The sequence below is a fragment of the Leisingera sp. ABM4_060 genome (assembly GCF_056158765.1).
Map to the genome: position 1 here is coordinate 3,538,919 of NZ_JBSWTX010000001.1, position 22,876 is coordinate 3,561,794.

The 22,876-nt window shown below is 61.0% G+C and carries 17 protein-coding genes, 1 tRNA gene and 2 pseudogenes; 15 read left to right on the plus strand and 5 right to left on the minus strand.

All coding sequences use genetic code 11. From position 1 onward, the window contains the following. The first annotated feature begins 2 nt into the window (after positions 1-2). From ACXAEH_RS17115 to ACXAEH_RS17135, 5 genes are all read left to right on the plus strand, one after another. Positions 3-1,421 (plus strand): dihydrolipoyl dehydrogenase family protein, encoded by a 1,419-nt coding sequence (locus ACXAEH_RS17115; RefSeq protein ID WP_475034462.1) that lies wholly within the window; start codon positions 3-5, stop codon positions 1,419-1,421. Between the two features lie 15 nt (positions 1,422-1,436). Next, a complete protein-coding gene (locus ACXAEH_RS17120) occupies positions 1,437-2,822 on the plus strand; it encodes a sensor histidine kinase (RefSeq protein WP_475034464.1) in 1,386 nt (461 codons plus the stop codon). A gap of 111 nt (positions 2,823-2,933) precedes the next feature. Beyond that, a tRNA-Arg gene (locus ACXAEH_RS17125) sits at positions 2,934-3,010 on the plus strand. A 30-nt stretch (positions 3,011-3,040) separates the two neighbouring features. Then, positions 3,041-3,499, plus strand: a complete 459-nt coding sequence (locus tag ACXAEH_RS17130) for a LysR substrate-binding domain-containing protein (protein WP_475034466.1) — start codon at positions 3,041-3,043, stop codon at positions 3,497-3,499. A 244-nt stretch (positions 3,500-3,743) separates the two neighbouring features. Further along, entirely contained in the window at positions 3,744-4,838 is a 1,095-nt protein-coding gene (locus ACXAEH_RS17135; RefSeq protein WP_475034468.1) for a mandelate racemase/muconate lactonizing enzyme family protein, read from the plus strand. A 415-nt stretch (positions 4,839-5,253) separates the two neighbouring features. Here ACXAEH_RS17135 and ACXAEH_RS17140 read toward each other — a convergent pair whose 3' ends face one another. The 3 genes from ACXAEH_RS17140 to ACXAEH_RS17150 are packed head-to-tail and all read right to left on the minus strand — an operon-like array spanning position 5,254 to position 9,524. Next, positions 5,254-7,722 carry a CoA transferase gene (locus tag ACXAEH_RS17140; RefSeq protein WP_475034470.1) on the minus strand — a complete coding sequence of 823 codons (2,469 nt, stop codon included), beginning with the start codon at positions 7,720-7,722 and terminating at the stop codon, positions 5,254-5,256. Next, complete coding sequence (locus ACXAEH_RS17145) at positions 7,719-8,876, minus strand: aromatic ring-hydroxylating oxygenase subunit alpha (RefSeq protein WP_475034472.1); 1,158 nt, start codon at positions 8,874-8,876, stop codon at positions 7,719-7,721. The genes ACXAEH_RS17140 and ACXAEH_RS17145 overlap by 4 nt, the downstream gene beginning before the upstream one ends. A gap of 24 nt (positions 8,877-8,900) precedes the next feature. After that, positions 8,901-9,524 (minus strand): HD domain-containing protein, encoded by a 624-nt coding sequence (locus tag ACXAEH_RS17150; RefSeq protein WP_475034474.1) that lies wholly within the window; start codon positions 9,522-9,524, stop codon positions 8,901-8,903. A 105-nt stretch (positions 9,525-9,629) separates the two neighbouring features. Between ACXAEH_RS17150 and ACXAEH_RS17155 the strand changes: the two genes are divergently transcribed. The 4 genes from ACXAEH_RS17155 (at position 9,630) to ACXAEH_RS17170 (ending at position 12,569) form a co-directional block, all read left to right on the plus strand. Then, the gene (locus tag ACXAEH_RS17155) at positions 9,630-10,526 is read left to right on the plus strand and encodes a LysR family transcriptional regulator (RefSeq protein ID WP_475034475.1); all 897 of its coding nucleotides are present in this window, start codon (positions 9,630-9,632) and stop codon (positions 10,524-10,526) included. Between the two features lie 24 nt (positions 10,527-10,550). Next, complete coding sequence (locus ACXAEH_RS17160; RefSeq protein WP_475034477.1) at positions 10,551-10,787, plus strand: hypothetical protein; 237 nt, start codon at positions 10,551-10,553, stop codon at positions 10,785-10,787. A gap of 136 nt (positions 10,788-10,923) precedes the next feature. After that, positions 10,924-11,859, plus strand: coding sequence for an aminotransferase class IV (locus ACXAEH_RS17165; RefSeq protein WP_475034479.1), 936 nt, complete (start codon positions 10,924-10,926; stop codon positions 11,857-11,859). Further along, a complete protein-coding gene (locus tag ACXAEH_RS17170; protein ID WP_475034481.1) occupies positions 11,856-12,569 on the plus strand; it encodes an aromatic ring-hydroxylating oxygenase subunit alpha in 714 nt (237 codons plus the stop codon). The genes ACXAEH_RS17165 and ACXAEH_RS17170 overlap by 4 nt, the downstream gene beginning before the upstream one ends. Here ACXAEH_RS17170 and ACXAEH_RS17175 read toward each other — a convergent pair. Then, a pseudogene (locus tag ACXAEH_RS17175) lies at positions 12,569-12,878 on the minus strand (integrase catalytic domain-containing protein); the annotation flags it as partial. The gene ACXAEH_RS17170 and the pseudogene ACXAEH_RS17175 overlap by 1 nt on opposite strands. On the opposite strand from ACXAEH_RS17175, the pseudogene ACXAEH_RS17180 reads away from it, so the two are divergent. Next, positions 12,877-13,164: pseudogene (locus ACXAEH_RS17180) on the plus strand (integrase core domain-containing protein); the annotation flags it as partial. The pseudogenes ACXAEH_RS17175 and ACXAEH_RS17180 overlap by 2 nt on opposite strands. 335 nt (positions 13,165-13,499) lie before the next feature. Here the strand turns inward: ACXAEH_RS17180 and ACXAEH_RS17185 are convergent. Further along, positions 13,500-16,799 (minus strand): PA14 domain-containing protein, encoded by a 3,300-nt coding sequence (locus tag ACXAEH_RS17185; protein WP_475034483.1) that lies wholly within the window; start codon positions 16,797-16,799, stop codon positions 13,500-13,502. Between the two features lie 201 nt (positions 16,800-17,000). On the opposite strand from ACXAEH_RS17185, the gene ACXAEH_RS17190 reads away from it, so the two are divergent. The 5 genes from ACXAEH_RS17190 to ACXAEH_RS17210 all read left to right on the plus strand — a co-directional run bounded on the left by ACXAEH_RS17190 (position 17,001) and on the right by ACXAEH_RS17210 (position 22,721). Then, on the plus strand, positions 17,001-17,435 hold the full coding sequence (locus tag ACXAEH_RS17190; RefSeq protein WP_475034485.1) for a hypothetical protein: 435 nt from the start codon (positions 17,001-17,003) through the stop codon (positions 17,433-17,435). A 159-nt stretch (positions 17,436-17,594) separates the two neighbouring features. Next, on the plus strand, positions 17,595-18,938 hold the full coding sequence (locus tag ACXAEH_RS17195; protein ID WP_475034487.1) for an ABC transporter transmembrane domain-containing protein: 1,344 nt from the start codon (positions 17,595-17,597) through the stop codon (positions 18,936-18,938). Then, positions 18,881-19,207, plus strand: coding sequence for a hypothetical protein (locus tag ACXAEH_RS17200; protein WP_475034488.1), 327 nt, complete (start codon positions 18,881-18,883; stop codon positions 19,205-19,207). Before ACXAEH_RS17195 ends, ACXAEH_RS17200 begins: the two co-directional genes overlap by 58 nt. Positions 19,208-19,229: 22 nt before the next feature. Then, complete coding sequence (locus ACXAEH_RS17205; RefSeq protein WP_475034489.1) at positions 19,230-21,383, plus strand: ABC transporter transmembrane domain-containing protein; 2,154 nt, start codon at positions 19,230-19,232, stop codon at positions 21,381-21,383. Between the two features lie 12 nt (positions 21,384-21,395). Beyond that, complete coding sequence (locus tag ACXAEH_RS17210) at positions 21,396-22,721, plus strand: HlyD family type I secretion periplasmic adaptor subunit (protein ID WP_475034491.1); 1,326 nt, start codon at positions 21,396-21,398, stop codon at positions 22,719-22,721. The last annotated feature ends 155 nt before the right edge of the window (positions 22,722-22,876 follow it).

The following is a 22,876-nucleotide window of genomic DNA, read 5'->3' on the forward strand; positions in this document are numbered from 1 at the left end:
ACATGAGCAGAATTGAATGCGATCTCCTGGTCATCGGGGCCGGGTCAGGCGGGCTGTCGGTGGCGGCAGGCGCCAGCCAGATGGGCGCTTCGGTGGTCTTGCTGGAGGGCCACAAGATGGGTGGCGACTGCCTGAACTATGGCTGTGTGCCCTCCAAGGCGCTGCTGGCCAGCGGCAAGGCGGCGCATATGCAGGCGCATACCCAGGGTTTTGGCGTTGCGGATCAGCTGCCGCAGGCGGACTATGCGGCGGCCAAGGATCATGTACAGGCGGTGATCGATACCATTGCGCCGGTGGACAGCCAGGAGCGGTTCGAAGGATTTGGTGTGCGGGTGATCCGTGAGTTCGGGCATTTTGTGTCACCCACGGAGGTTGAGGCCGGCCCGCACCGCATCACCGCGCGGCGGGTGGTGATTGCCACCGGTTCTGCGCCGCTGGTGCCGCCTATTCCGGGGCTGGATTCCGTACCTTATGAAACCAACGAAACCCTGTTTGATCTGCGTGAGAAGCCGGAGCATCTGCTGATCATCGGCGGCGGGCCGATTGGCATGGAGATGGCGCAGGCGCATGTGCGGCTGGGCTGCAAGGTGACCGTGATCGAGGGCCTCAAGGCGCTGGGCAAGGATGATCCTGAAGCCGCGGCTGTTGTGCTGGATAATCTGCGGGCCGAGGGCGTGGAGATCGTCGAAGGCGCCTTGGTTGCCCGCGTCGGCGGCCAGGCAGGCGCGATTGAGGTGGAAACCCGGGACGGCAGCTTGTTCAAAGGCTCCCATCTGCTGATGGCAGTGGGGCGCAAGGCCAATATGGAGCGCTTGAACCTGGCGGCCGCCGGGATTGAGACCCAGGGCAATGGCATCAAGGTGGATGAGAGCCTGTTGACCACCAACAAAAAGGTATATGCCATCGGCGATGTCGCGGGCGGTCCGCAGTTCACCCATGTGGCGGGCTACCACGCGGGCATCATCATCCGCTCCGCCCTGTTCGGCCTGCCATCCAAGGCCAAAACCAGCCATATCCCCTGGGCCACCTATACCGACCCGGAGCTGGCGCAGGTGGGGCTGACCGAGGCACAGGCGCGCGACATTTACGGCGTCAAGCTGGAGGTGGCGCGGTTCGATTACCGCCACAACGACCGCGCCATTGCCGAGCGTAAGACCAAGGGATTCATCAAGGTGATGGTGTTCAAGGGCCGTCCCGTCGGTGTCACCATCGCGGGTCACCAGGCGGGCGAGCTGATTGGCTTGTGGTCGATGGCCATCGCCAATAACCTGAAAATGAGCCAGGTGGCTGCAATGGTTGCACCTTACCCAAGTATCGGCGAGATTAACAAACGGGCAGCGGGAGCCTATTTTTCCCCGAGACTGTTTGAGAGTGGCTTTGTAAAACGCGCGGTGCGCTTTGTTCAGCGCTGGATTCCTTGAGGCAAAGGCGGCGGAATGCTCAACACGCTTTCGGGCAAATTCCTGATCCTGACAACGGTCTTCGTGATGCTGGCCGAAGTCCTGATCTTCGTGCCGTCGATTGCGCGCTTCCGCGAGGATTACCTGTCTGACCGGCTGCAGCGGGCGCAGATTGCCTCATTGGCGCTGTTGGCCGACGACATGCTGGAGACCGAGCTGGAAGCGGAGCTTCTGGAAAACGCGGGCGTCTACAATGTGGTGTTGCGCCGGGATGAGATCCGCCAGCTGATGCTGGCCTCGCCGATCCCGCAGGAGATCACCGCGACATACGATCTGCGTATGGCAGGTGCCATGACGCTGATCATGGATGCGATGAACCGGCTGCTGCGCCCGGAGAATGAGATTATCCGGGTGATCGGCGCACCGGTGCGGGATGCGGGCCTGCTGATCGAGGTCACCATGGAGACCGCGCCGCTGCGCGCGGCGATGGTGGATTACGGGGTGCGGATCCTGATCCTGTCGGCGGTGATCTCGGTCTTTACGGCGCTGCTGTTGTTTGTCGCGGTGCGGATTGTGCTGGTGAAGCCGATCAAGGGGGTGATTGGCTACATGCAGCGCTATGCGGCGGCCCCGGAGGACGGGCGCGGCATCATCAACCCAAGTTCCGGCGTGGTAGAGCTGCGCGAGGCGGAAGACGCCTTGATGCAGTTGCAGACTGAGCTGACCCACGCGCTGAAGCAGCGCGAGCGGCTGGCGCAACTGGGCGGCGCGGTGGCCAAGGTGAGCCATGACCTGCGCAACATCCTGACTTCCGCGCAGCTGTTCACCGACCGCATCGAGATGAGCGAAGATCCCTTGGTGCGGCGGCTGGCGCCAAAGCTGGTGAACTCGATCACCCGCGCAGTGTCCTTATGCGAAGGCACCTTGGCCTTCGGGCGCGCCGAAGAGCCGGCGCCTGCTTTTGCCCATGTGGCGCTAGGCGAATTGGCAGCAGATATCGCTGAAAGCGAAACCCTGGCGGCAGGCGAAGCCGAGGTTGAGATCGTCAGCGAGGTACCGCCTGGGATGATGCTGCGGGCTGATCCTGAGCAGCTGTTCCGCATCATCATGAACCTGGTGCGCAATGCCCGCCAGGCAATCGCCGCTACCGGCAAGCAGGGGCGCGTGTCAGTTTCGGCCCGCGAGGAAGATGATGCCTGGCTGATCACCGTGGCGGATACCGGCCCGGGCCTGCCCAAAAAGGCGCAGGACAATCTGTTCACGCCGTTCCAGGGCGGCGCCCGCAAAGGCGGCACCGGGCTGGGCCTGGCGATTGCCGGCGAACTGGCGCGCGGCCATGGCGGCTCGGTGATGCTGAAGGAGACCGGGCTGGAGGGCACCGTATTCGAGATCTGCCTGCCCAAAGGCGACGGTGCGCTTTGACCCGCCGGCCGGGTGCCGGTCCGGGACCCGCGGACCCAAGACAGCCGGATGAAACTATTTTTGTTTTTGGGGTTGCGCCTCCCCGGTGCTATGATTAAACCCCGCCGCAGTGGACCGATAGCTCAGCTGGATAGAGTACTTGACTACGAATTAAGGGGTCGGGGGTTCGAATCCTCCTCGGTCCGCCACTATCTCTCTTTGTTGGACGACGCATAGTTTTGCCATTTGCGGCAGAACTTTTCCTTTTTCGTGTCTCCAACATCCCCGCTCGCGCCTCCTGTTCCGCCAGTGGCGAAGCCTTCCCTGATTTTCACTTCGGAAGACTTCGTGTCTTCCGGAGGGCAAAGCAGGGTGGGCGCTGGCCTGGTACAAACAAAACCCTTCTGCGAGCCGGGGAAGCGGTGCCAGTCTGCAGCCCTGAATTTCTGGCCGGGCGTGCGCAGTTTCCGGCCGCCGCGGACCTGCTGGATCAACCGCTGCTGCATCTGGATGATACCAGCATGGATTGGGTGAGCTGGCCCGCATGGTTCCGGGCCGCTGGCGTTGATGCGCCGGCGCCCAGCCCGTCGATGCGCTTGAACACCTACACGCTGTTGAACAAGGCGGCGTTTGAAGGGGCTGGTATTGCGCTGGGGCTGCGCCCCTTGCTGGGCGAGCAGTTTGAGCGCGCTGGCTGACCATCGCGTGCGGCATTCCGATGCAGACTGAATTCAGTTTCTATCTTTTAACCCCCGCAGACAAACCCTTATCCCAAGATGGATGCATCGTCCGGGACTGGATCATCTCAGAGTTCCGAAAGCCATCGCACAACTGAGCCATGAAAACTGAGCCAAGGGCCCCAAAATTCTTGCATTGACCGAATGCCCGCCAGGCGTGAGCCTGCGAGAAACTCATGCCACGGCGACAGTGAGGCTCAGATCCATGAAAATCACCCGAATTTCTGTCTATCAAGTCGATGTGCCGATCAAACCCGCAACAATTTCGCATGACCGGGTTATGTCCAACTTTGATATTACCCTAGCGCGGATCGAGACGGATACCGGTATCGAGGGCTGGGGCGATTCAGTGCCGTGGGGTGCGAACTTTGTACCTGCCTGGGCGCGGGGGGTCCGCGCCGGACTCGACGAACTGGCTCCTCACCTCATAGGTAAAGACCCCCGGATGGTGGGCGCGATCAACGAAGTGATGGACTTCGAAATGTCTGGCCAGCCCTTTGTGAAAAGCGCCCTCGACGTGGCATGCTGGGATATCCTGGGCCGGTCTCTTGGTGCTCCGCTTTACATGCTCCTCGGCGGCATGATCACCGAGGCGCCCGATGTCGTGGGATCGATCCCGCCTGACCCTGGCCCTGAGCTTGAAGAGGCGATTGCCCGGCATCGCGCGCACGGCACTATGCAACTGTCTGGGAAAACCAGCGGCGATGTTGCCCGTGACATTGAATATCTGCGCTGGATGGGCGAGCGCATGCGCCCGGGGGAGTCATTGAAATACGACGGCAATGGCGGCTGGCGCGTGGATGAGGCGATCCGGGTGGCCAAAGCCATGGGCAGCATTGATGTCTATTTTGAGCAGCCCTGTGCGACCTACGAGGAATGCCGTGAAGTCCGCCGTACGACTGGCGTGCCGCTGATCCTGGACGAATCCGCGCTCGACATCGGTGTTGTCCTGCGAGCCAAGGAAGATGGCGTTATGGATGGGTTAAACCTCAAACTCGCGCGGGTTGGCGGTATTTCCAAGATGCGCCTGATCCGCGATCTGTGTGTTGCATTGCGGGTGCCGATGGAAATCCAGGACAGCTCTTACAGCGAAATCGCCTGTTCGGTTGTTGCGCATATGGCCCACTCCACGCCAGCCCGCGCGATCCGATCCGCGATCAACGCAAAGGGACTGCTGAAAGAGACTGTCGCAAACGCAGCTGTTGTCGAAAACGGCCGCGTCAGGGCACCTGAGTTGCCGGGCCTCGGCACGACACCGTTGTTGGACGTGATCGGGGACCCCATAGCGGTCTATGCTTAGAATTTGGGGTGCCTTAGGTTTTGGGAGCGTGTGAGGCCCGGTGAGCAGCAGGCTTCACCCCCGCTTTGAAGGGCCGGTCTTGCAGCACCGGCAGCGGCTCAGCGGAATACCTACCGCGCATGCGGAAAGTTTCTGCGTCAGCAAAGTCCGAATGGAGGAAGCCGGTAAATGTCCGGACCGTCCCGCCCTATGTTCGGTTTCAGAGATTCTGCACGCTGCATGAATGGCAAGTTCGACGGGCCGCGCTGTAGCATCCACGGCGACCGCTGGGTGTCTCATTAGGGCCGTCCGTGAAGACGGCCCATGCCTGAAGATTTCAAAGGGCTTTGAGATCGCCAGCGCATCTTCAAGTACAACGCCGAGGTATCTAACGTGCCATCCATCTTTGTATGGTCGAGAAAAAGTTGAACCCTGGCTACTTCGGCAAGTAGCTCACCGACCAACTTTCCCCAGCGGACCCTTCGGCGAGCATGTCGTCGATCTGCTGTTCAGAAAACTCAAACCGCTTCAACACCGCCCTTGTGTCACTGCCGTATTTTGGTGCTGGGCTTGGCACCCTGATCTGCGCATGCTTCGGGCGGATGGCATTGGGCGCAGCCAGATCACACCAAAGACCCATGGGATGTGTGTCATGGCGCACAGCTCTAAAGGTGGCTTGTTCGATATCGGCCGGGCCGTTGCTATCGGTTTCCAGGGCGTCGTCACGCGTTTCCAGCATCGAGGCCAAAGGAACCACAGCGCTTGCTCCCGCATTCAGATGTTCTTCCCAATAGGCGATGGGCTTGGTCTTGAACCGTTGCGCCAGCCGGCTGATCAGATCGGGGCATTGCGCCAGCCCGGCCAGATCAGTAGTCACCGCCAACCGGTCACGTTTCTCGGTTGGAGCCGCAAAGAAAAACCAGCCATCCGATGCTTCGTAACAGTGGTAGAACGCGTCAGATCCTAAAGCTGCGCGGCCGGAAGGTTCATCGAATGCAGCGCGGCCGGCATAGTCATACATGAACTGCGCCTGTATCATGTTCCCGCCTGCCGAAAGCGAAGATCGGGCAATATCGGCTTTGCCGGTTCGTTGCATTTGCAGCAAGGCACCGCCCAATGCGACACAGGCTGTCAAGCCAGCCAAAACATCGATGGTACCGGCGTGAGCATGCTCTTCCGGGGTTTCTTTGCCGCCGCCAAACCGGGTCATGATGCCCGTTGCCGCCTGCGCCAGGTCATCATAGCCAAGATGATCTGATTTTGGCCCCCGCATCGGCCCGCCAAAGGCATCAAGCTGCACCAGAAGTGCCTGCGGGTTGATCAGAGCCAGATCGCTTGCCGACAGTCCCAAAGCGTCCCGCTGATCGTCCGTTGCATTCAGAGTGACAACGTCGGCCTCCACAATCAGACGGTTGAGCGCCTCGCGCCCGGCTTTGGACTTCAGGTCCAGCAGAATGCTCTCTTTTCCCCGGTTTGCCTGAAGTCCAAAGACAACCGCATTCCACGGATCGACCGAAGGCCTGACCGGCTGAACATGAGTGATCTTGGCTCCGAAACGCGCAAGTGTTGAACCAATCGTCGGGCCTGCAATCACATTGGTCAGATCGACCACTTTCAAACCGTCCAGCCAGCCAGCGCTTTCATTTCCCGTTAGAGCATCGCGTGGCGCTTCGGCCAGGATCGTCTCGACCAAGGCGCTGCCATCGCACGGGGCGTGTTTGACCGTTGCACCCGTATCTGAAGCCAACCAGGCGACATTGCCAATTTGCTGCATCAATCCATAGCTTGGGTCATCAACGGACAAGATCAAACCAGACGCCAACGCATGCGGATCGTGCAGCCATTCAGCGGTGCAGCGCTGCGCGGTCGCCGGGGCCTTGGCCGCGCCAAAAAGCGCATCCCATTCATGCGCGGGCCTGGTCAAGAAGGCGGCCTTCATCGCCTCTGCGATCCTTGCGCGGTCCCGGGCCCCGACCGGGTAATTGCTCAGCGTCCATTCATCCGGCCAGTCTTTGGTATCCAAGTAAGGGTCAAACACAGGAAGATCTTCCAGCAGGTGTTCCAAACCCAGCGTTTTCAATACCCGTGCGGGATGAGCCGCAATGCTGCCAGCCACAACGTAAAACCCCCGGCCATCCTGACAGGAATAGGTGCGGTAAAACGGGTCCAGGAATTCCGTCAGCTCAGCGAAATTCAGATTGCAGGGCTCGCCCGTGCGTGCGCGGCGATCCAGTTCCAACTCGCGCGGGGATTTGTAGCGGTCGGGGTAATCTTCGATCTGTTCGTGATTGTAGGCCAGCCCCTCAAACAGCGACGAAGCCAATGGCACCTCGATATGACCGCCACCGGTTGTCTCTTTGGAATAGAGCGCAAAAAGCACCGCCATTGCCCCGTAGCTGGCCGCATAGGCAGACGCCAGATGAAGGGGTGAAAACGACGCCTTGATCCCCATCAGCCGGCGGTTCAGCCCCATGTCGGTGAACTGGCCGGTGCGTGCGGCAATGATGGCCTCCCACGCCGCTAGCCCTGCCAGTTCAGTGTCGGTTGAGGCAAAGCCGGGCATGGAGAGATAAATCAGGGCGGGGTTTGCGGCCCTTAGAACCGCCGGACCAACGCCGAGCCGGTCCATGACGCCTGGGCGAAAGTTCTCGATAACGACATCAGCGCGCTTGGCCAGATCGATTGCCTTTTGTTGCCCCGCCGCGCTTTTCAGATCCAGCCGGATCACATGTTTGCCGCGTGACAGCATGGAAAAGGCGGGATCATCCCACCGCGGCCCGGCGGGCGGATCGATGCGGATGACCTCGGCCCCCATATCGGCCAGCATCATGCCGACCAGCGGCCCGGCCAGATAGTGCCCGAAATCCAGAACCCGGACGCCGGAAAGCGGCCTTGCACCGCTCATTGCGCGGGCTCTTCAACCAGACGCGTGGAGACATCCTCGGGCATCTCTCCGCGCCCCATATGGGCCAGATAGAGCGCGTGGAAATGGCGCATCATCGCCTCGGAAAACTCAATATTTTCCCAATCCACGATGTACCATCCCTGATCGAACGAGCGTTGCGACATGCCCTCCTGAACGGACAGCAGGAATGAGATGTCCTCGGGCTGAAGCACATCGCGCCCCCAGATTGCCCGCTTTTCCTGACGCTCGCGCATGCCCGGATCGGTGTCTTCGGCAGGCTCCAGGTTGATGCTCCAGCGCAGGCCCCGGTCCGTGCCGATGGGGTTCCATTGGAACAGGGTGATATTGGGCACACCGGCAAACTGGGAAATGCCTACATTAGGGAACAGGAACCAGAAGTGCAGATCGGTTTCGTCATGCTCCAGATCCAGCGGATAGGCCATGTTGTCGGCCTTGCCATTGCCGGGAATGAAGTTGTAGGCGGCGTTCTTGCTCAGCTCATAGGTCTGGTTGTTGATGTCCAGCATGTCGGTGAAAGACAGGTGCCCATGACGGCAGTGCTGGCATTCCAGATAGTTATCGATCTGGATCTTCCAATTGGCAGCAACATCCACCTCGTGAATAGCCGCCGCCGTTTTGCCCAGAACATAGCTGTCCACCTTGGGGCATTTCTCGCGCACCTGCGCCTCGATCCCCGGCCAGTATTCTGCAATCGGTTCCGCATCCGGATCCAGATTGACAAAGATGAAATCCAGCAGGCGGTCCACCCGAACCGTTTTCAGGCAAACTTCTTTCTGTTCAGGGATATGGCTGGTGTCGCGTTTGCGCATATGGCGCGGCGATCCATCCAGGGAAAAGCTCCAGTGATGATAAGGGCAAACGATGGCACGGGTCTGGCCTGAGCCCTCGACCAGCTTGTGACCGCGATGGGGGCAGATGTTGTAATAGGCGCGGATTTCCTGATCCTGATCCCGCACCACAAATACATTCTGGCCCAGAATGCTGGTGGCCACATAATCGCCGGGCTCGGCCAGTTCGCTGGCATGGCAGGCGTATTGCCAGGCCTTGTAGAACAGTTTTTCGCGTTCTTCAGCGTGGATTTCCGGGCTTGCATAGTAGTCGGCGGCCAGCGCACGCAGGTTTTCTTGGACCATGTTTTTTGTTCTCCGGGCTGGCGGTCACGCCGCGCGATGCTTGGCAATTTCAGGTTGTACCAATGGGATGCGTATGCCGCTTTGGATCACATCCGGGGCATAGGCCTCGCGGCTGAAGACCTCGCGCACCATAGGGGCAAAGAATTCCAGCGGCAGGTCGTCATAGTCAGGATCGAAACTGGCCTGATCCCAGCGTTCGCAGAACTCGGCATTGTCGTCGAAACAGGGGTGGCCGCGGTGGCGTTCGCGCTTGTGCTGATCATAGCCATCCAGATGATGGCCATAGTAAAGCATCTGGAAGTCGCCATGTGTCTGCACGACCCAGGCGCATTGCTCGCGGACAAAGGGCCGCAGGATCGAGGCGGCATATTCATCATGATTGTAGGGCGCAAAAATATCCCCGATGTCGTGCAGCAGCGCTGAGACAACCCAGTCAATGTCCGCCCCGTCACGCCAGGCGCGTGTGGCAGATTGCACCGAATGCCCCATGCGGGTGATCTGGTAGCCCGCCATTTCACTGTCCAGCTCGACCAGTGCCTCCAGCAAGCGGTCGGCTGTTTGCTTGGCATCATCGGCGGCACGTTCATTCAGGAGTTCATACTCCTCCTTTGTGCCATCCTTCATCTGGGTGAAACTGACCTTGTCCATGGCTGCCCTCCGGTTGCTTCGGTCAGGCTGCATCAGCAAAGCCTTTACCGCGATCCCAAAAATCGGCATCGTGGACTAACATTTTGATATGATGGGAGCGCGATCATGCGCCGCAAGCTTCCCCCTCTCAACGCGCTCCTGGCCTTTGAGGCGGCCGCGCGGCACTGTAATTTCACCGCTGCTGCACAGGAACTCTCGGTCGCGCAGCCTGCCGTCACCCGGCATATCGCCAACGTGGAAAGCTGGATCGGAACCCCGCTGTTTATTCGTCATGGCAGCAAGGTTGAACTGACCCGGGAAGGTCAAAGGCTGTCTGATCTTGCGACGGCTGCATTTGACAGGCTGGAATTGGGGGTGCGCGGCATCCTGCCTGCCAACAAAGACGAATTTGTCGTCGGTGCTTCCTTCGGTGTTGCCCATCTATGGGTCATGCCGCGCATTAGCGGAATGCGGGCGGCATCTGGTAAGAATATCAACCTTGTCACCTCTGACGACTATCGGATTTTCGATGAGACCGGAGTCGACTTCTCCATAAGATTTGGACATGGCGATTTCGGAGAGAACTGCGCGGATCATTTGTTTGACGAGCAATGCCGGATCATTGCAGCCCCATCTTTCTTGAAGGACAACCCCCAACTCGATCCGATGGATCCGCTGCGATCACTCGACCCCGGGCTCATGCTGGATCATGGCGACCCCAACGGCATTGGCTGGATGGATTGGGAGCGCTTTCTGACTCTGACTGGTGGGGAGTACCCTGGCAGGCAAGCGTTGCGCGTCGTGCAAAGCTACCCGACGATGCTCGACATGGTCTGTGCCGGCGAAGGTATCAGCATTGGCACGATCGGGATCGAGGACGATCTGATCGCATCCGGTAAACTGGTGTGTATCGGTCCCCCGGTCAGCCGCCCGGGCTTTGGATACTATCTCGTTTATAGCGAGAGACAAAGCAGCGACCCGTCATTTCAAAAGCTTAAGGAGAACTTGATCCGGAAATCCTAGTTGACCCAGTGACCAAGCGTAACAATGAGATTGGGGAATCCTGCCGGCTACCCCCACTGTTTTGACGGCCATGCCTTCATCAAAATGGGCATTGGCTATCAATTTTCTAAGGGAAAACTCGCCCCCAGAGCCATCCTTGGTAACCTTTCGATCACGCGGTTGCAGCAAATGGCCGTTCCGGCGAAGCTGCATCGCAGAACCGTCTTACAAGAGGAATGGCAGGAGTGGGGCTATTCCGTTGAAAAACTCCGCATTGCATGACGGACCGTTTTCCGCCGATGCCAATTTTCGATCCGTAGCGGCTGCTTGACCGGCAATCCCTGAGAATGTCGCAAACAAGCATGACACGCGGCCGCCAGATTGCTGCATTTCTATCAAAATAGTGGGAGGGTTCGAGATGGCAGGCCGGTTTGCCTATGTGAACGGGGCGCTTGTTCCGGAGAGTGAAGCATCCGTATCCATCAGAGATCTCGGGCTCGTTTACGGAGACAGCGTTTTTGATACGATCAGAACCTTTGGCGGAAAGCTCTTCAAGCTGGAAGAGCACATCGACCGGCTGATCGAGAGCCTTTCCTACGCCAGGATCGATCCGGGCATGCCGCGCCAGGAAATGATTGATGCGACGGAAAGCCTGGTCCAGGCAAACCTGCCTGTGCTGCGTCCCGGTGAAGACTACTGGGTCACGCTTCGCGTCACCGGCGGGCTGCAGAACTTTGACGGGGAACCTCCGCAAAACTCCGGGGCCACGGTCATTATCGACTGCATCCCGATCCCGTTGCGGGCGAGGGCGCCGTTCTTCGTAAACGGCATCGATGCCAGGATGACCGGGCGCTGCAGGATTGCGCCCCGCGCCATCAATCCCAATGCCAAGACCAACAACTATCTCAACATGATCCTGGCGCAGAAAGAGGTGTCTGCGGAGTTTCCGGGGGCGTGGGCGCTCATGCCCGATCACAACGGCAATATCGCCGAAGGTGCGGGCTGCAATTTCTTTGTGGTCCGCGACGGCGTGGTTCTGACGCCCACGACGGAGTATGTTCTGGCAGGTGTCAGCCGGCAGGTGGTGATTGATCTTTGTTGTGAACTGGACATTCCCTTGCGCGAGCAGGACCTGCCGCTTAACGCCGCTCTGGACGCGCAGGAGGCGTTCTTTACTTCCACCAGCCTTTGCGCTTGCCCGGTGGCTTCGCTGAACGGGCACCGTTACGAAGGCGGTGTGCCAGGCCCTGTCACCAAGCGCATTATGGATGGTTTTGCCGAGCTGGTGGGAATGGACTACGTCAGCCAGTATCTGAATTTTCTGTCCGATGCTCCTCCAAGCACAGGGCTGTGACAGAGGGTATTGAACATCCGGCGCAAGTTCCGGGTTCCTCTGCCAAGGAAGAGCTGCCGCGCGAAATTGCATCCGCACTTCAAGCGCATCGCCATGGCCGTACTCTTCCGCAAGTGTTTTACACTGATCCGGAAGTTTTCGCCTTGGACCGCGAAAGAGTGCTGGCAAAGCAGTGGCTCTTCGCCGGGCATGCTGAGAGCATCCCGGAGAAGGGCGACTACTTTCTCTACGAAATTTTTGGCGAGTCTATCATCGTCATCCGCGGTTATGACGGTGCGCTGCGCGCCTTTTTCAACGTCTGCCGGCACAGAGGCAGCCGGGTTTGCCTGTCACCGCGGGGAAATGCCAAGCTGCTGACTTGCCCGTACCATGCCTGGGTCTATCAGACCTACGGTACATTGCGGCAGGCTCGCGGAATGCCGGACGACTATGACAAGGCCGCAAATGGGCTGCCCCCTTGCCAAATGCGCTTATGGCACGGGCTGATTTTCATCAATCTCTCGGCCATCGACGATCCCGGAATCGCGGTTTTTGATGTGCTGATGGAAAGGCTCGATCCGCTGATTGCGGCAAATGACCCGGCCCAGGCACAAATTGCTGCGCATGCGCGCTACGAAATGCCCGGGAACTGGAAACTGGCGGTCGAGGACTTTCGTGAATGCCATCATTGCGTGCCCGCACATCCAGAGTACACGCAGATCAACCATTAGGCCCGCTGGTCCAGTAACCGACCGGCGAACTCAGGGCCGTTGTCGACTCGAATGCTTCGTGGCTTGCCTCGGATCCGGGCTAACCGATCCAATTCATCAATGACCTGGCAGGCTCGGAAGTTTGTTCCCGCAGCCGTCGCGAGAGCCTCTCTCGTATAGCAGTCCGCAATGGTTAAAATCCGGAATGGCTTTTCGTCGAACAAGCGGCCCGGCATGAAGTCCCCTCTCGGCGATGCGCAGCATCGCCTGCCGGGCAGGGAATGCCCAGATCTCATTCATGCCGTCAGCCTCGGATCGGCCGGATCGATACCCCAAGACAATCAGAGTCGATAACGGCAGCGAGTTCATCTCGCGGGACCTCGACCTCTGGGTCTACACCAACGACGTTGCCCTCGAATTCTCACAGTCCGGAAAACCCACGGACAATGGCTTCATCGAAGCATTTAACAGCAAGCTCAGAGCGGAATGCCTGAACGCCCATTGGTTCATGAACCTTGCAGACGCCCGCGAAAAGCTGGAGGATTGGCGTAGACACTATGACGAGGACAGACCTCACAGTGCGATTGGATACAACCTACCGATCGCCATGCATTAGCCCGATGGCGTCACCAGCCCGTCATCGTGACAGAGCCGGAAAAATCAAGCATCTGGCGGTCCAACGTTGGGGCTCAGAGTACAAACCCCCAGACTCTCGTCATGAGCGAGGGACCAGCGGGGGGCAGGTCAGTGCCGGGCGGCGCTACAAGAGCTTCGCGGTCTGGCTCGAACCCGCAGTAACCGTCATCAACTGGTTACGAAACCTGATTTCAGGCTTGCGGCACCGCAGCGCTGCAAGCGGCTGGCCACATACCGCACGGAGGGGAAGAGTGCCATTCGAAGCCCGTCGGCATTGCACACCTGCGTCGAATAACTTTTAGTCTTTCGAGACTACTATAGAACCCCCAGATCGACACCTGGATTGAAGAGCGAGCCGGGAGGTTGGGGTGCCATTTCAACAAGGTCTTCGGCCGCAGGGCCTACGGCAGCACCGTTCGGGATAGCGGCTTGTGCCAGAAGCCCCAAATCGGGCAGCGGTGGCGCCAGAAGGCCGCCCAGCCCAAGATCGAGATCAAGCACGATGCCGTTTTCCGGAACGACAGTCACGTCGAAGCTGCTAGTGGATGTTTCAATTTCCCCATCCGTTGCTTGCAGGGTCGTCTCAATATTGATTGTTGCAGTACCCAGGTCGCCGGAAGCCGGCGCGATCGTCAGCTGCGACAGGTCCCAGCCAGTGACATCCAGTTCTCCATCGGCCGCGACACCTGCATTGTCCTGCGAACTGATCAGCCAGTTGTCAGGCACATCTGTCAGCTTGACCCCCAAAAGAGTGCTGGTTCCAGTGTCGATATCGACAATGAAGCCTGCGTCATCGTCATCGTCATCTTCGATCGTGCCGAGTGTGCTAGGCGTGACCAGGCTGAAATCCGTTTCTCCCGGGCCGCGCCATTCCAGAGTCATTTCTGCATCCCCGTTGAGATCGAGATGGTGGATGACGATTTCATGCTCGCCTGCATTCATGTTGGAATTTCCGAGCTGCACGGTTGCCAGACCTTCGACCGCATTGATCACCACAGGATCCCCGTCAATCCACATGACAACGGTATCTCCGCTTGTCAGGCGGAATTCATAATTGCCCGGGTCTTCCACTTCGATGCGCCCGGTGACACGGGTTGCAAAGACATCGGCTGACGCTGCATCAAAGAAAGAGAAAGGGGTGCTTGGGAAGTCGATGGTCGAAGTGTAGAAATCATCCACTGGCGCGCTGGTGTAGTCGACCCCCAGGAGGCCAAGAACCCCATCGGCAACTGCGATCTGTTCCACATGAAAACCCGTGCTGACCGTTACCGTCGCAGGAGGAACCGGGACATCGCTGACGGTGATCGTGAAGCTGCTGCTGCTGGCGAGGCCGCCGGGGTCGGTTGCGGTGATGGTGACGTCCACCGTGGGCTCGGCCTCATGGTCGAGCCTGATGCCGTCCTTCAGCTTGAGGGTGGTGCCAACGACCTCGAAGCGGGCGTCATCGACGCTGTAGGAGAGGGTGTCGCCGTCGGGATCGCTGGCGGAGAGGCTGCCGATGGCGGCACCCGCGGCATTCTCGGCCACCAGGGTTGCGGAGAGCGCCGGGGCATCCGGCGCCTCGTTCACATCGCTGACGGTGATCGTGAAGCTGCTGCTGCTGGCGAGGCCGCCGGGGTCGGTTGCGGTGATGGTGACGTCCACCGTGGGCTCGGCCTCATGGTCGAGGCTGATGCCGTCCTTCAGCTTGAGGGTGGTGCCAACGACCTCGAAGCGGGCGTCATCGACGCTGTAGGAGAGGGTGTCGCCGTCGGGATCGCTGGCGGAGAGGCTGCCGATGGCGGCGCCCGCGGCATTCTCGGCCACCAGGGTTGCGGAGAGCGCCGGGGCGTCCGGCGCCTCGTTCACATCGCTGACGGTGATCGTGAAGCTGCTGCTGCTGGCGAGGCCGCCGGGGTCGGTTGCGGTGATGGTGACGTCCACCGTGGGCTCGGCCTCATGGTCGAGGCTGATGCCGTCCTTCAGCTTGAGGGTGGTGCCAACGACCTCGAAGCGGGCGTCATCGACGCTGTAGGAGAGGGTGTCGCCGTCTGGATCGCTGGCGGAGAGGCTGCCGATGGCGGCGCCCGCGGCATTCTCGGCCACCAGGGTTGCGGAGAGCGCCGGGGCATCCGGCGCCTCGTTCACATCGCTGACGGTGATCGTGAAGCTGCTGCTGCTGGCGAGGCCGCCGGGGTCGGTTGCGGTGATGGTGACGTCCACCGTGGGCTCGGCCTCATGGTCGAGGCTGATGCCGTCCTTCAGCTTGAGGGTGGTGCCAACGACCTCGAAGCGGGCGTCATCGACGCTGTAGGAGAGGGTGTCGCCGTCGGGATCGCTGGCGGAGAGGCTGCCGATGGCGGCACCCGCGGCATTCTCGGCCACCAGGGTTGCGGAGAGCGCCGGGGCATCCGGCGCCTCGTTCACATCGCTGACGGTGATCGTGAAGCTGCTGCTGCTGGCGAGGCCGCCGGGGTCGGTTGCGGTGATGGTGACGTCCACCGTGGGCTCGGCCTCATGGTCGAGGCTGATGCCGTCCTTCAGCTTGAGGGTGGTGCCAACGACCTCGAAGCGGGCGTCATCGACGCTGTAGGAGAGGGTGTCGCCGTCGGGATCGCTGGCGGAGAGGCTGCCGATGGCGGCACCCGCGGCATTCTCGGCCACCAGGGTTGCGGAGAGCGCCGGGGCATCCGGCGCCTCGTTCACATCGCTGACGGTGATCGTGAAGCTGCTGCTGCTGGCGAGGCCGCCGGGGTCGGTTGCGGTGATGGTGACGTCCACCGTGGGCTCGGCCTCATGGTCGAGGCTGATGCCGTCCTTCAGCTTGAGGGTGGTGCCAACGACCTCGAAGCGGGCGTCATCGACGCTGTAGGAGAGGGTGTCGCCGTCGGGATCGCTGGCGGAGAGGCTGCCGATGGCGGCGCCCGCGGCATTCTCGGCCACCAGGGTTGCGGAGAGCGCCGGGGCGTCCGGCGCCTCGTTCACATCGCTGACGGTGATCGTGAAGCTGCTGCTGCTGGCGAGGCCGCCGGGGTCGGTTGCGGTGATGGTGACGTCCACCGTGGGCTCGGCCTCATGGTCGAGGCTGATGCCGTCCTTCAGCTTGAGGGTGGTGCCAACGACCTCGAAGCGGGCGTCATCGACGCTGTAGGAGAGGGTGTCGCCGTCGGGATCGCTGGCGGAGAGGCTGCCGATGGCGGCACCCGCGGCATTCTCGGCGACCACGGCGTTGTCCAAGGCTGGCTCATCGGGAGCGCTATTGACTTTGGGTTCCTCTGGGTCCGGGTCGGTCGGCGTTGGGTCCACCGGGTCCGGGTCGGTCGGCGTTGGGTCCACCGGGTCCGGGTCGGTCGGCGTTGGGTCCACCGGGTCCGGATCGGTCGGCGTTGGGTCCACCGGGTCCGGGTCAGTCGGCACCGGGTCCACCGGGTCCGGGTCGGTCGGCGTTGGGTCCACCGGGTCCGGGTCGGTCGGCGTTGGGTCCACCGGGTCCGGGTCAGTCGGCACCGGGTCCACCGGGTCCGGGTCGGTCGGCGTTGGGTCCACCGGGTCCGGGTCGGTCGGCGTTGGGTCCACCGGGTCCGGGTCGGTCGGCACCGGGTCCACCGGACCAGGGTCGGTCGGGTCCGGGGACACCGTGTTCGGCTCTGAGAGCGGCCGGCTGCCGGCTGAATCCAAATTCGGCGCTGGCCGGTACTGCGTTTCTATTTCTCTGGGCAAATTAGCGGAAGAGTCCGCTTCGGCTGATGCTACCGGCAATTCCAAGAGGCCACCGGTGTCTTCCCTGGGTTCTTCGGAAAAGATGGGCGATACACTCTTCTGCTCAGGTGGCGTGCTTTGCAAGTCTTTCAATTGGCTGGTTTTGGGCGGCTGGGGTGCGGATTGGTCAATAGCAATCTCATCTTCCTTCGGAAGAATTTCCCAGTCATCGCGCCCGGCCCGTTCCATTCCGGGATAATCCATGGTGCCACGATGCAAGAGCGACTGCCGTTCACCGTCGCCCGTGCCATCCCCTTCACCGAATTTCGGTGCGGTGTTGGCAGTTTTTACGCGCAGTTCGCGCTCCATTTCTTCGACGCGGTTTTCAACCGGCCCACCACCGATCATTCCGGCGCTCCCAGCGCCGAACGGATTTTCTTCAGCCAATACGGCCTCCCTGGCAAACACTGCCACAAAACGCAAAACACTAAATTCTGGCGAGGGGCGGCAAGGAGCCGTCAGCCAGAACTTTTCAATTTATTAATACCATTTATGCACGCAGGAGGCGATTAATTAGATGAGTCACTTACTGTAAAATTGTCACCATTCTGAGGCGTGTTTTTACCGGTGGTAAAGGGGAGTTGCCGGATACTCAATCTATAGTAGTTTTTTAGTGTTAAGGTAACGATGATGGGGATACGCCCGCCAGATGCTGCCGCCCTTTGGGCAGGCATGAAAAGTCTTGATGCGGATTCAGTCCTCTCGGCAATCGTGATCAATCTGTTCACGCTTGCGCTTCCAATAAGCATGCTGCTTGTGTTCGGCCGGGTCATACCAAATGCATCCTACAGCACTTTGTTTGGAATATTCCTGGTTCTGATTGCCGTCCTGCTGATCGATTTTATCCTGAAGGCCGCGCGGGCACGCTACGTGCTGGAAGCGGCATGCGCGGAAGGCGAACAGGCGGGGAAAGCCTTGTCGGATGCGCTGCTCGAAGGGTCGCCAGAGGCATTGGAGCAACTGGGGCAGGAAGCCACAGTCGACCGCCTGATGGGGGTGCTTGGGTTGCGTCACGCGGTTCGGGAACAATTCGTCAAGGTTTCCGTTGACCTCATGTTTTCTGTAATTTTCCTTTTGGTGATCCTGGCCTTGGGCGGTTGGCTGGTTGCCGCGCCGATTGCGGTTATTGCCGGGTTGCTGCTGACGGTTGCCTTGCTCCGGCGTCCCTACCGCAAAGCATCACTGCTGCAACGGGAGTACGACAAGCGGCGGCTGTCGTTCCTGCAGGAAATCCTGCGGCGCGCGCGGCTGATCAAGCTGCTTGGCTTGGAGCACCAAATGCTGCGCCGGTATGAGCTGCTGCATGCCAGCGCCTCGGCCGCCAGCGAAAAGATCATCCGCCTGAGCAGCAGCGGGCAGGCTGCGGTAAGCGCTGGCTCCCAGATCGCGACTGTCCTGACATGTGCATTGGGCGGCTGGCTGTCCATCCAAGGCAAATTGCCGGTGGCAGAACTGGCGGCCTGCATGCTGCTGACCGGGCGCGCGGTGCAGCCGGTGATCCAGCTGACGTTCCTCAGCGCCGTCAAGGATGATGCCACCGCGCGGGCCAATGGGCTGGCAGAAGTTGCTGGGGTGAAGGTTGCCGCAGAGGGATCTTACCGGACGGCCGCCACGGGTGGGCTCATCGTGAAGGGCTTGACGCTCAGCCGCCCCTGTCAAATGGGGGATTGGTTTCAGGACATCAGTTTTGCAGCAGCGCCAGGCCAGCTGGTTGCCGTCGAAGGCGGGATCGATTGCCGCAGCGGCGTGTTCCTGCGATTCTTGCTGGCGAAACCCGTGCAGACAAGGGGACAGTGCTGCTGGAAGGTGCCGGCTATGCGGACCCGCATGCCTCTGCGGCACCGCCAGGGCTGGTGTTCGAACCCCGGCAGCCGGTGGTCACGGATGGCGACATTCTGGAAAACCTCACGGCGTTCAATCCGGAAGGAAATACTGAGGCGTTGCAGTCCGCGGCTGAAATGCTGGGAATCAGCAGCCAGCTGGCGTTGCTCCAGGACGGGGTCCACAGCCGGGTAGCGCGCGACGGCCAGGGTGTTGGCAGCCCGGGTTTCTTCCGGCGCTTGTCGCTGGCACGGGCTTTTGCAGCGCAGCCCGCTGTGCTGTTGCTGGAGGATCCATTTGCGGATCTGGATCCCAGTGGCGCCCGCGCGCTCGAAAACATGTTGCTGTCTCTGCGCGGCAAGACGACCTGCGTACTAAGCCGTCCGACACAGGCGGTTCTCGATGCTGCCGATATCGTCGTCCGGCTGGAGCCCGGTAAAGCCGGTTCCAGTGGAGCGGCATGAAACAGCAGAGGGGCATTCAGGCATGAACAGCATCAGCAGCGGAATGGGCCGAAGGCCCGGCACAGAGACCTTCCTGCCCAACATTGCATTGCTGGATTGGGCAAGGGACCGCCGTGACGGGGCGGAACCGGCCCGCGCCGCGGCACTGCTGGCGTCCTTGCTGCATCTGGGCGGCTGGGAGGCCAGCGAGGCGCAGGTGCGGGCGGCCCTGCCGCACGCGCGGGACCGTTATGATGGCTGGGACCTGTGCGATGCGCTGATTGCGCTTCGGGTGCCGTTTTCGCGCGGCAAGGGCACCGCGCCAGCCGGCCCTGACGATCCTGGAATAGGCTTGCTCATATCTCCGGACGGAAGTTTCCGGTTCTTCGGCCATCCTGATGAGACTGACGCTGCGGCGGCCAGTCCAGAGGAAGCCCGGCTATCGGTGCTGCCATCTGCTGCCGCAAGCCGCAGGCCTGCCGCGCAAAGCACCGCTGCGTTGCTGAAAGGTGTGCAGGACCATGTCTGGCCCCTTCTGTTTGCCTCTTCCGCCATCAACTTTGCCGGCCTGCTGACACCGGTCTTTGTGGTGCTGGTCTACAACCGTGCGATTCCGGCGGGCGTGCCGGGGGTCATTGCGGTGCTGACCGCCGGCCTGTTCCTTGGGCTGGCAACCGAATTGGCGGCCCGCCGGCTCCGCAGCCGCACGCTGGTCAGCCTGGCCGCGCAACTGGAGCACCGGCTGAGCCTTGCGCTGCTGGAAAAGCTGATGGCGCTGCCGGATGCCGCACAGCAGCAGTCAACCACGCAGCAGCAGCGGGCCCGGCTCAAGCAGTTCGAAACGGTCAGAGATGCGCTGGTGGGGCCACTGATGCAAGTTGGCCTGGATGCGCCCTTTGTTTTGATCTTTGGCGCACTGCTGTTTTACATTGCGCCTCCGGTTGGTTTCGCGGCGCTGGCTGCGGCGGGTGCGCAGGTTGTTTTCCTGGCGGCCTTCGCTCCGCATCTGCGCCGCCAGGAGGTGCGGGCCAACGATGCCGCGCGGGAATGGCGCCAGCTTTGCGAGACGGTTACTGCGCAGCGATGGCATCTGCGGCGATTGAATTGTGCTGCCCCTTGGCAGCGGCGGTTCCAATCCGTGCTCGGCAATGTCCTGAACGCGTCCATGCGGCAGCAATACCTGATTGAACTTTCGGCCCATGCCTCTCAGCTTCTCATCCTGCTGGCGGGTGTTGCGGGCGGGCTGCTGGCATCCAGGATGGCAATTCAAGGGGAGCTCACCATTGGCGGCTTCGTCGCCCTGCTGGTAGTGATCTGGCGGTTTCTGTCACCGGTTCAGTCGCTGGCCCGGGCAGCCGGACAAGCGCTGGCGGTCCGCCAAAGCCTGCGGGACATCGACCGGGTGCTGGCTCAGCCGGAGGAACTGCGCCGCGACGCGGCACCCAGGACCGCGCCGCCTGTTGCAGCGCCGGTGGTTGTAGAGCAGGCAGCGCTGCGGCTGCCTGACGGCAGTGATCTGGTCCTGACCGGGGCAGGCCTGGTGCTGCAGCCGGATGAAATAACGGTATTGTCGGGTGCAAACATGTCCGGAAAGACCCTGCTGGCAGAAACCCTCGCCGGGCTGCATCAGCTTGTTGCGGGGCGGGTTTTGTTCGATGGCACCGACCAGCGGCAGATCCCGGTCGATGATTTGCGCCGGGCCATTGCCTTTGCCCAGCAGCAGCCGGCCTTTGTCTATGGCACCATCTGGCAGAATTTCGAACTGGCGCTGCCCGGGGTTTCACAGCGGCAAGTTCTGGACGTCCTTGAGGAAACAGGGGTGCGCAGCGAAATCGCCGCCTTGCACGAGGGCATGGATACCCGCCTGACAGTCGAGGCCTGCAGCCGCCTGCCGCATGAATTGCTGCAGGGCCTGTCCGCGGCGCGGGCGCTGCTGCATCCCGGCCCGGTCCGCATTTTCGACCAGCCCTGCGAGGGGCTGGCCCCCGGTCACGCCAGCCTGATCCGCGCCGCGATTGCCCGGCGGCGGGCGGGCAGCGCCACGCTGCTGGTATCGAACCGGCCTGAGGATCTGGCGCTGGGCGACAGGTTCTCGGTTTTGCAGCATGGGCGGACAGTGCTGAACGGTAAGGGCCGCAAGGGGCGGGAAAAGGTTTCGGCCTACTTGTTTGGCCCTCATGCCAGTGGTGAGCGGTAAGGAGAACGCGAGATGGAACAGCGGTCAACGGCCTTTTGGACCCCAAGCTTGGATGAAGCGAAGAAGCGGGGGCTCAATGTCATCCACACCCCGGTTACCGGCACAGCCCGCCGGGTGGCGCGGATATTGATGGCTGCGCTGGCCGCGGCGGCGGTTTGGGCCTGGCATGCGGAACTGCCTGAAATGACTTATGCCAAGGGGCGCATCGTGCCTTCGTCGAACGCCCGTCCGGTAGAGCATCCCGATGGCGGAGTTCTGGCCGAAATCCTTGTACGCGAGGGAGATTTCCTGGAGGCAGGGGCTCCGGTTGCCCGCCTTTCTGCCCGCTTGCTGACAGAAGAACAGGGGCAGCTGTCCCTGCGGGAAACCGCCTTGAAACGGGCCACGGCCCGCTTGCAGGCAGTGGTGGCGGTGATCAGCGGAACCTTATCCGCTAATGCAGCCCGTGGCCAATTGGAACCTGGGCACAGGCTGCTGGTGCAGCTCGATGCGTTTGAGGCCAGCCGTGTCCGCCATCAGGCCAGGGTTCAGGAACTGGAGCGGGCGCTGGAAATCCGTAAGCAAATCCTCGACAACGCACGCCGCCGGGAAGAGACCTTTGCAATTGAGCAAGCCGCCGCAAGCACCCTGCACCGCAAGGGGCTGCTCAGCACCACTGCGCTGAGCCGTCTGCGCGCGCAGACGCTGGAAATAGAAGGCGATCGCTTGCGCGCCTTCGCCGCGCTGGCAGATGGCGAGCGCAGCCTGCATGAGGCCCGCCGCCAGGAACAGGAGTTTGTAGCGGGGATCAAGGACAGCCTGCTGTCGGAACTGGAGGCCGAGGAGGAGGCGCTGGCATTGGTTGCCCAAGCCCTGGCAGACAATGCTGCACGGCAGCAGCGGCTGACAATTCTGGCAACGGTGCCGGGGATTGTTCAAAAGCTGCATTTCACCGGGCCTGGCGAGGTTGTTGCCCCGGGTGAGCCGATTGCCGAGATTCTGCCTACTCAGGACCGCCTGATCGCCGAGGTCGAAATCCGGCCGGAGGACATCGGCCACGTGGCAGTGGGCGACCCGGTTGAATTAAAGTCGACGACCTTTGATTCCAGGCAGTACGGGGTCCAGGCAGGCGAGGTGTTCGAAATCTCACCAAACTCGCGCCTCAATGACCGCAAAGAGGCGTACTTCGAGGTCCGGATTTCTTTTGCGGATGAAAATACCTCAGAAGTTTCCTTGAGCCGCCGGCTGACTGCCGGCATGGAAGTCAACGCGGCGATCCGGACTGGCGAGCGAACCGTTCTTGACTACGTGGTTTCTCCCATTACCGAACCGATCGGGCGCGCCTTCCGGGAGCGCTGATCATACGGCCTGGAGGAGAACAGGGAGGATACCGCGGCAATCCAGCCTGCTACCACCTCAAAGGGCGCTTCCCGCAGTAAGACCGTTTAAGAGTTGGAAGCGTTTTAGAAGCGCGGGCAAGAACGGAACTGTGGCGGGATGGCCTGCCGGCTCCT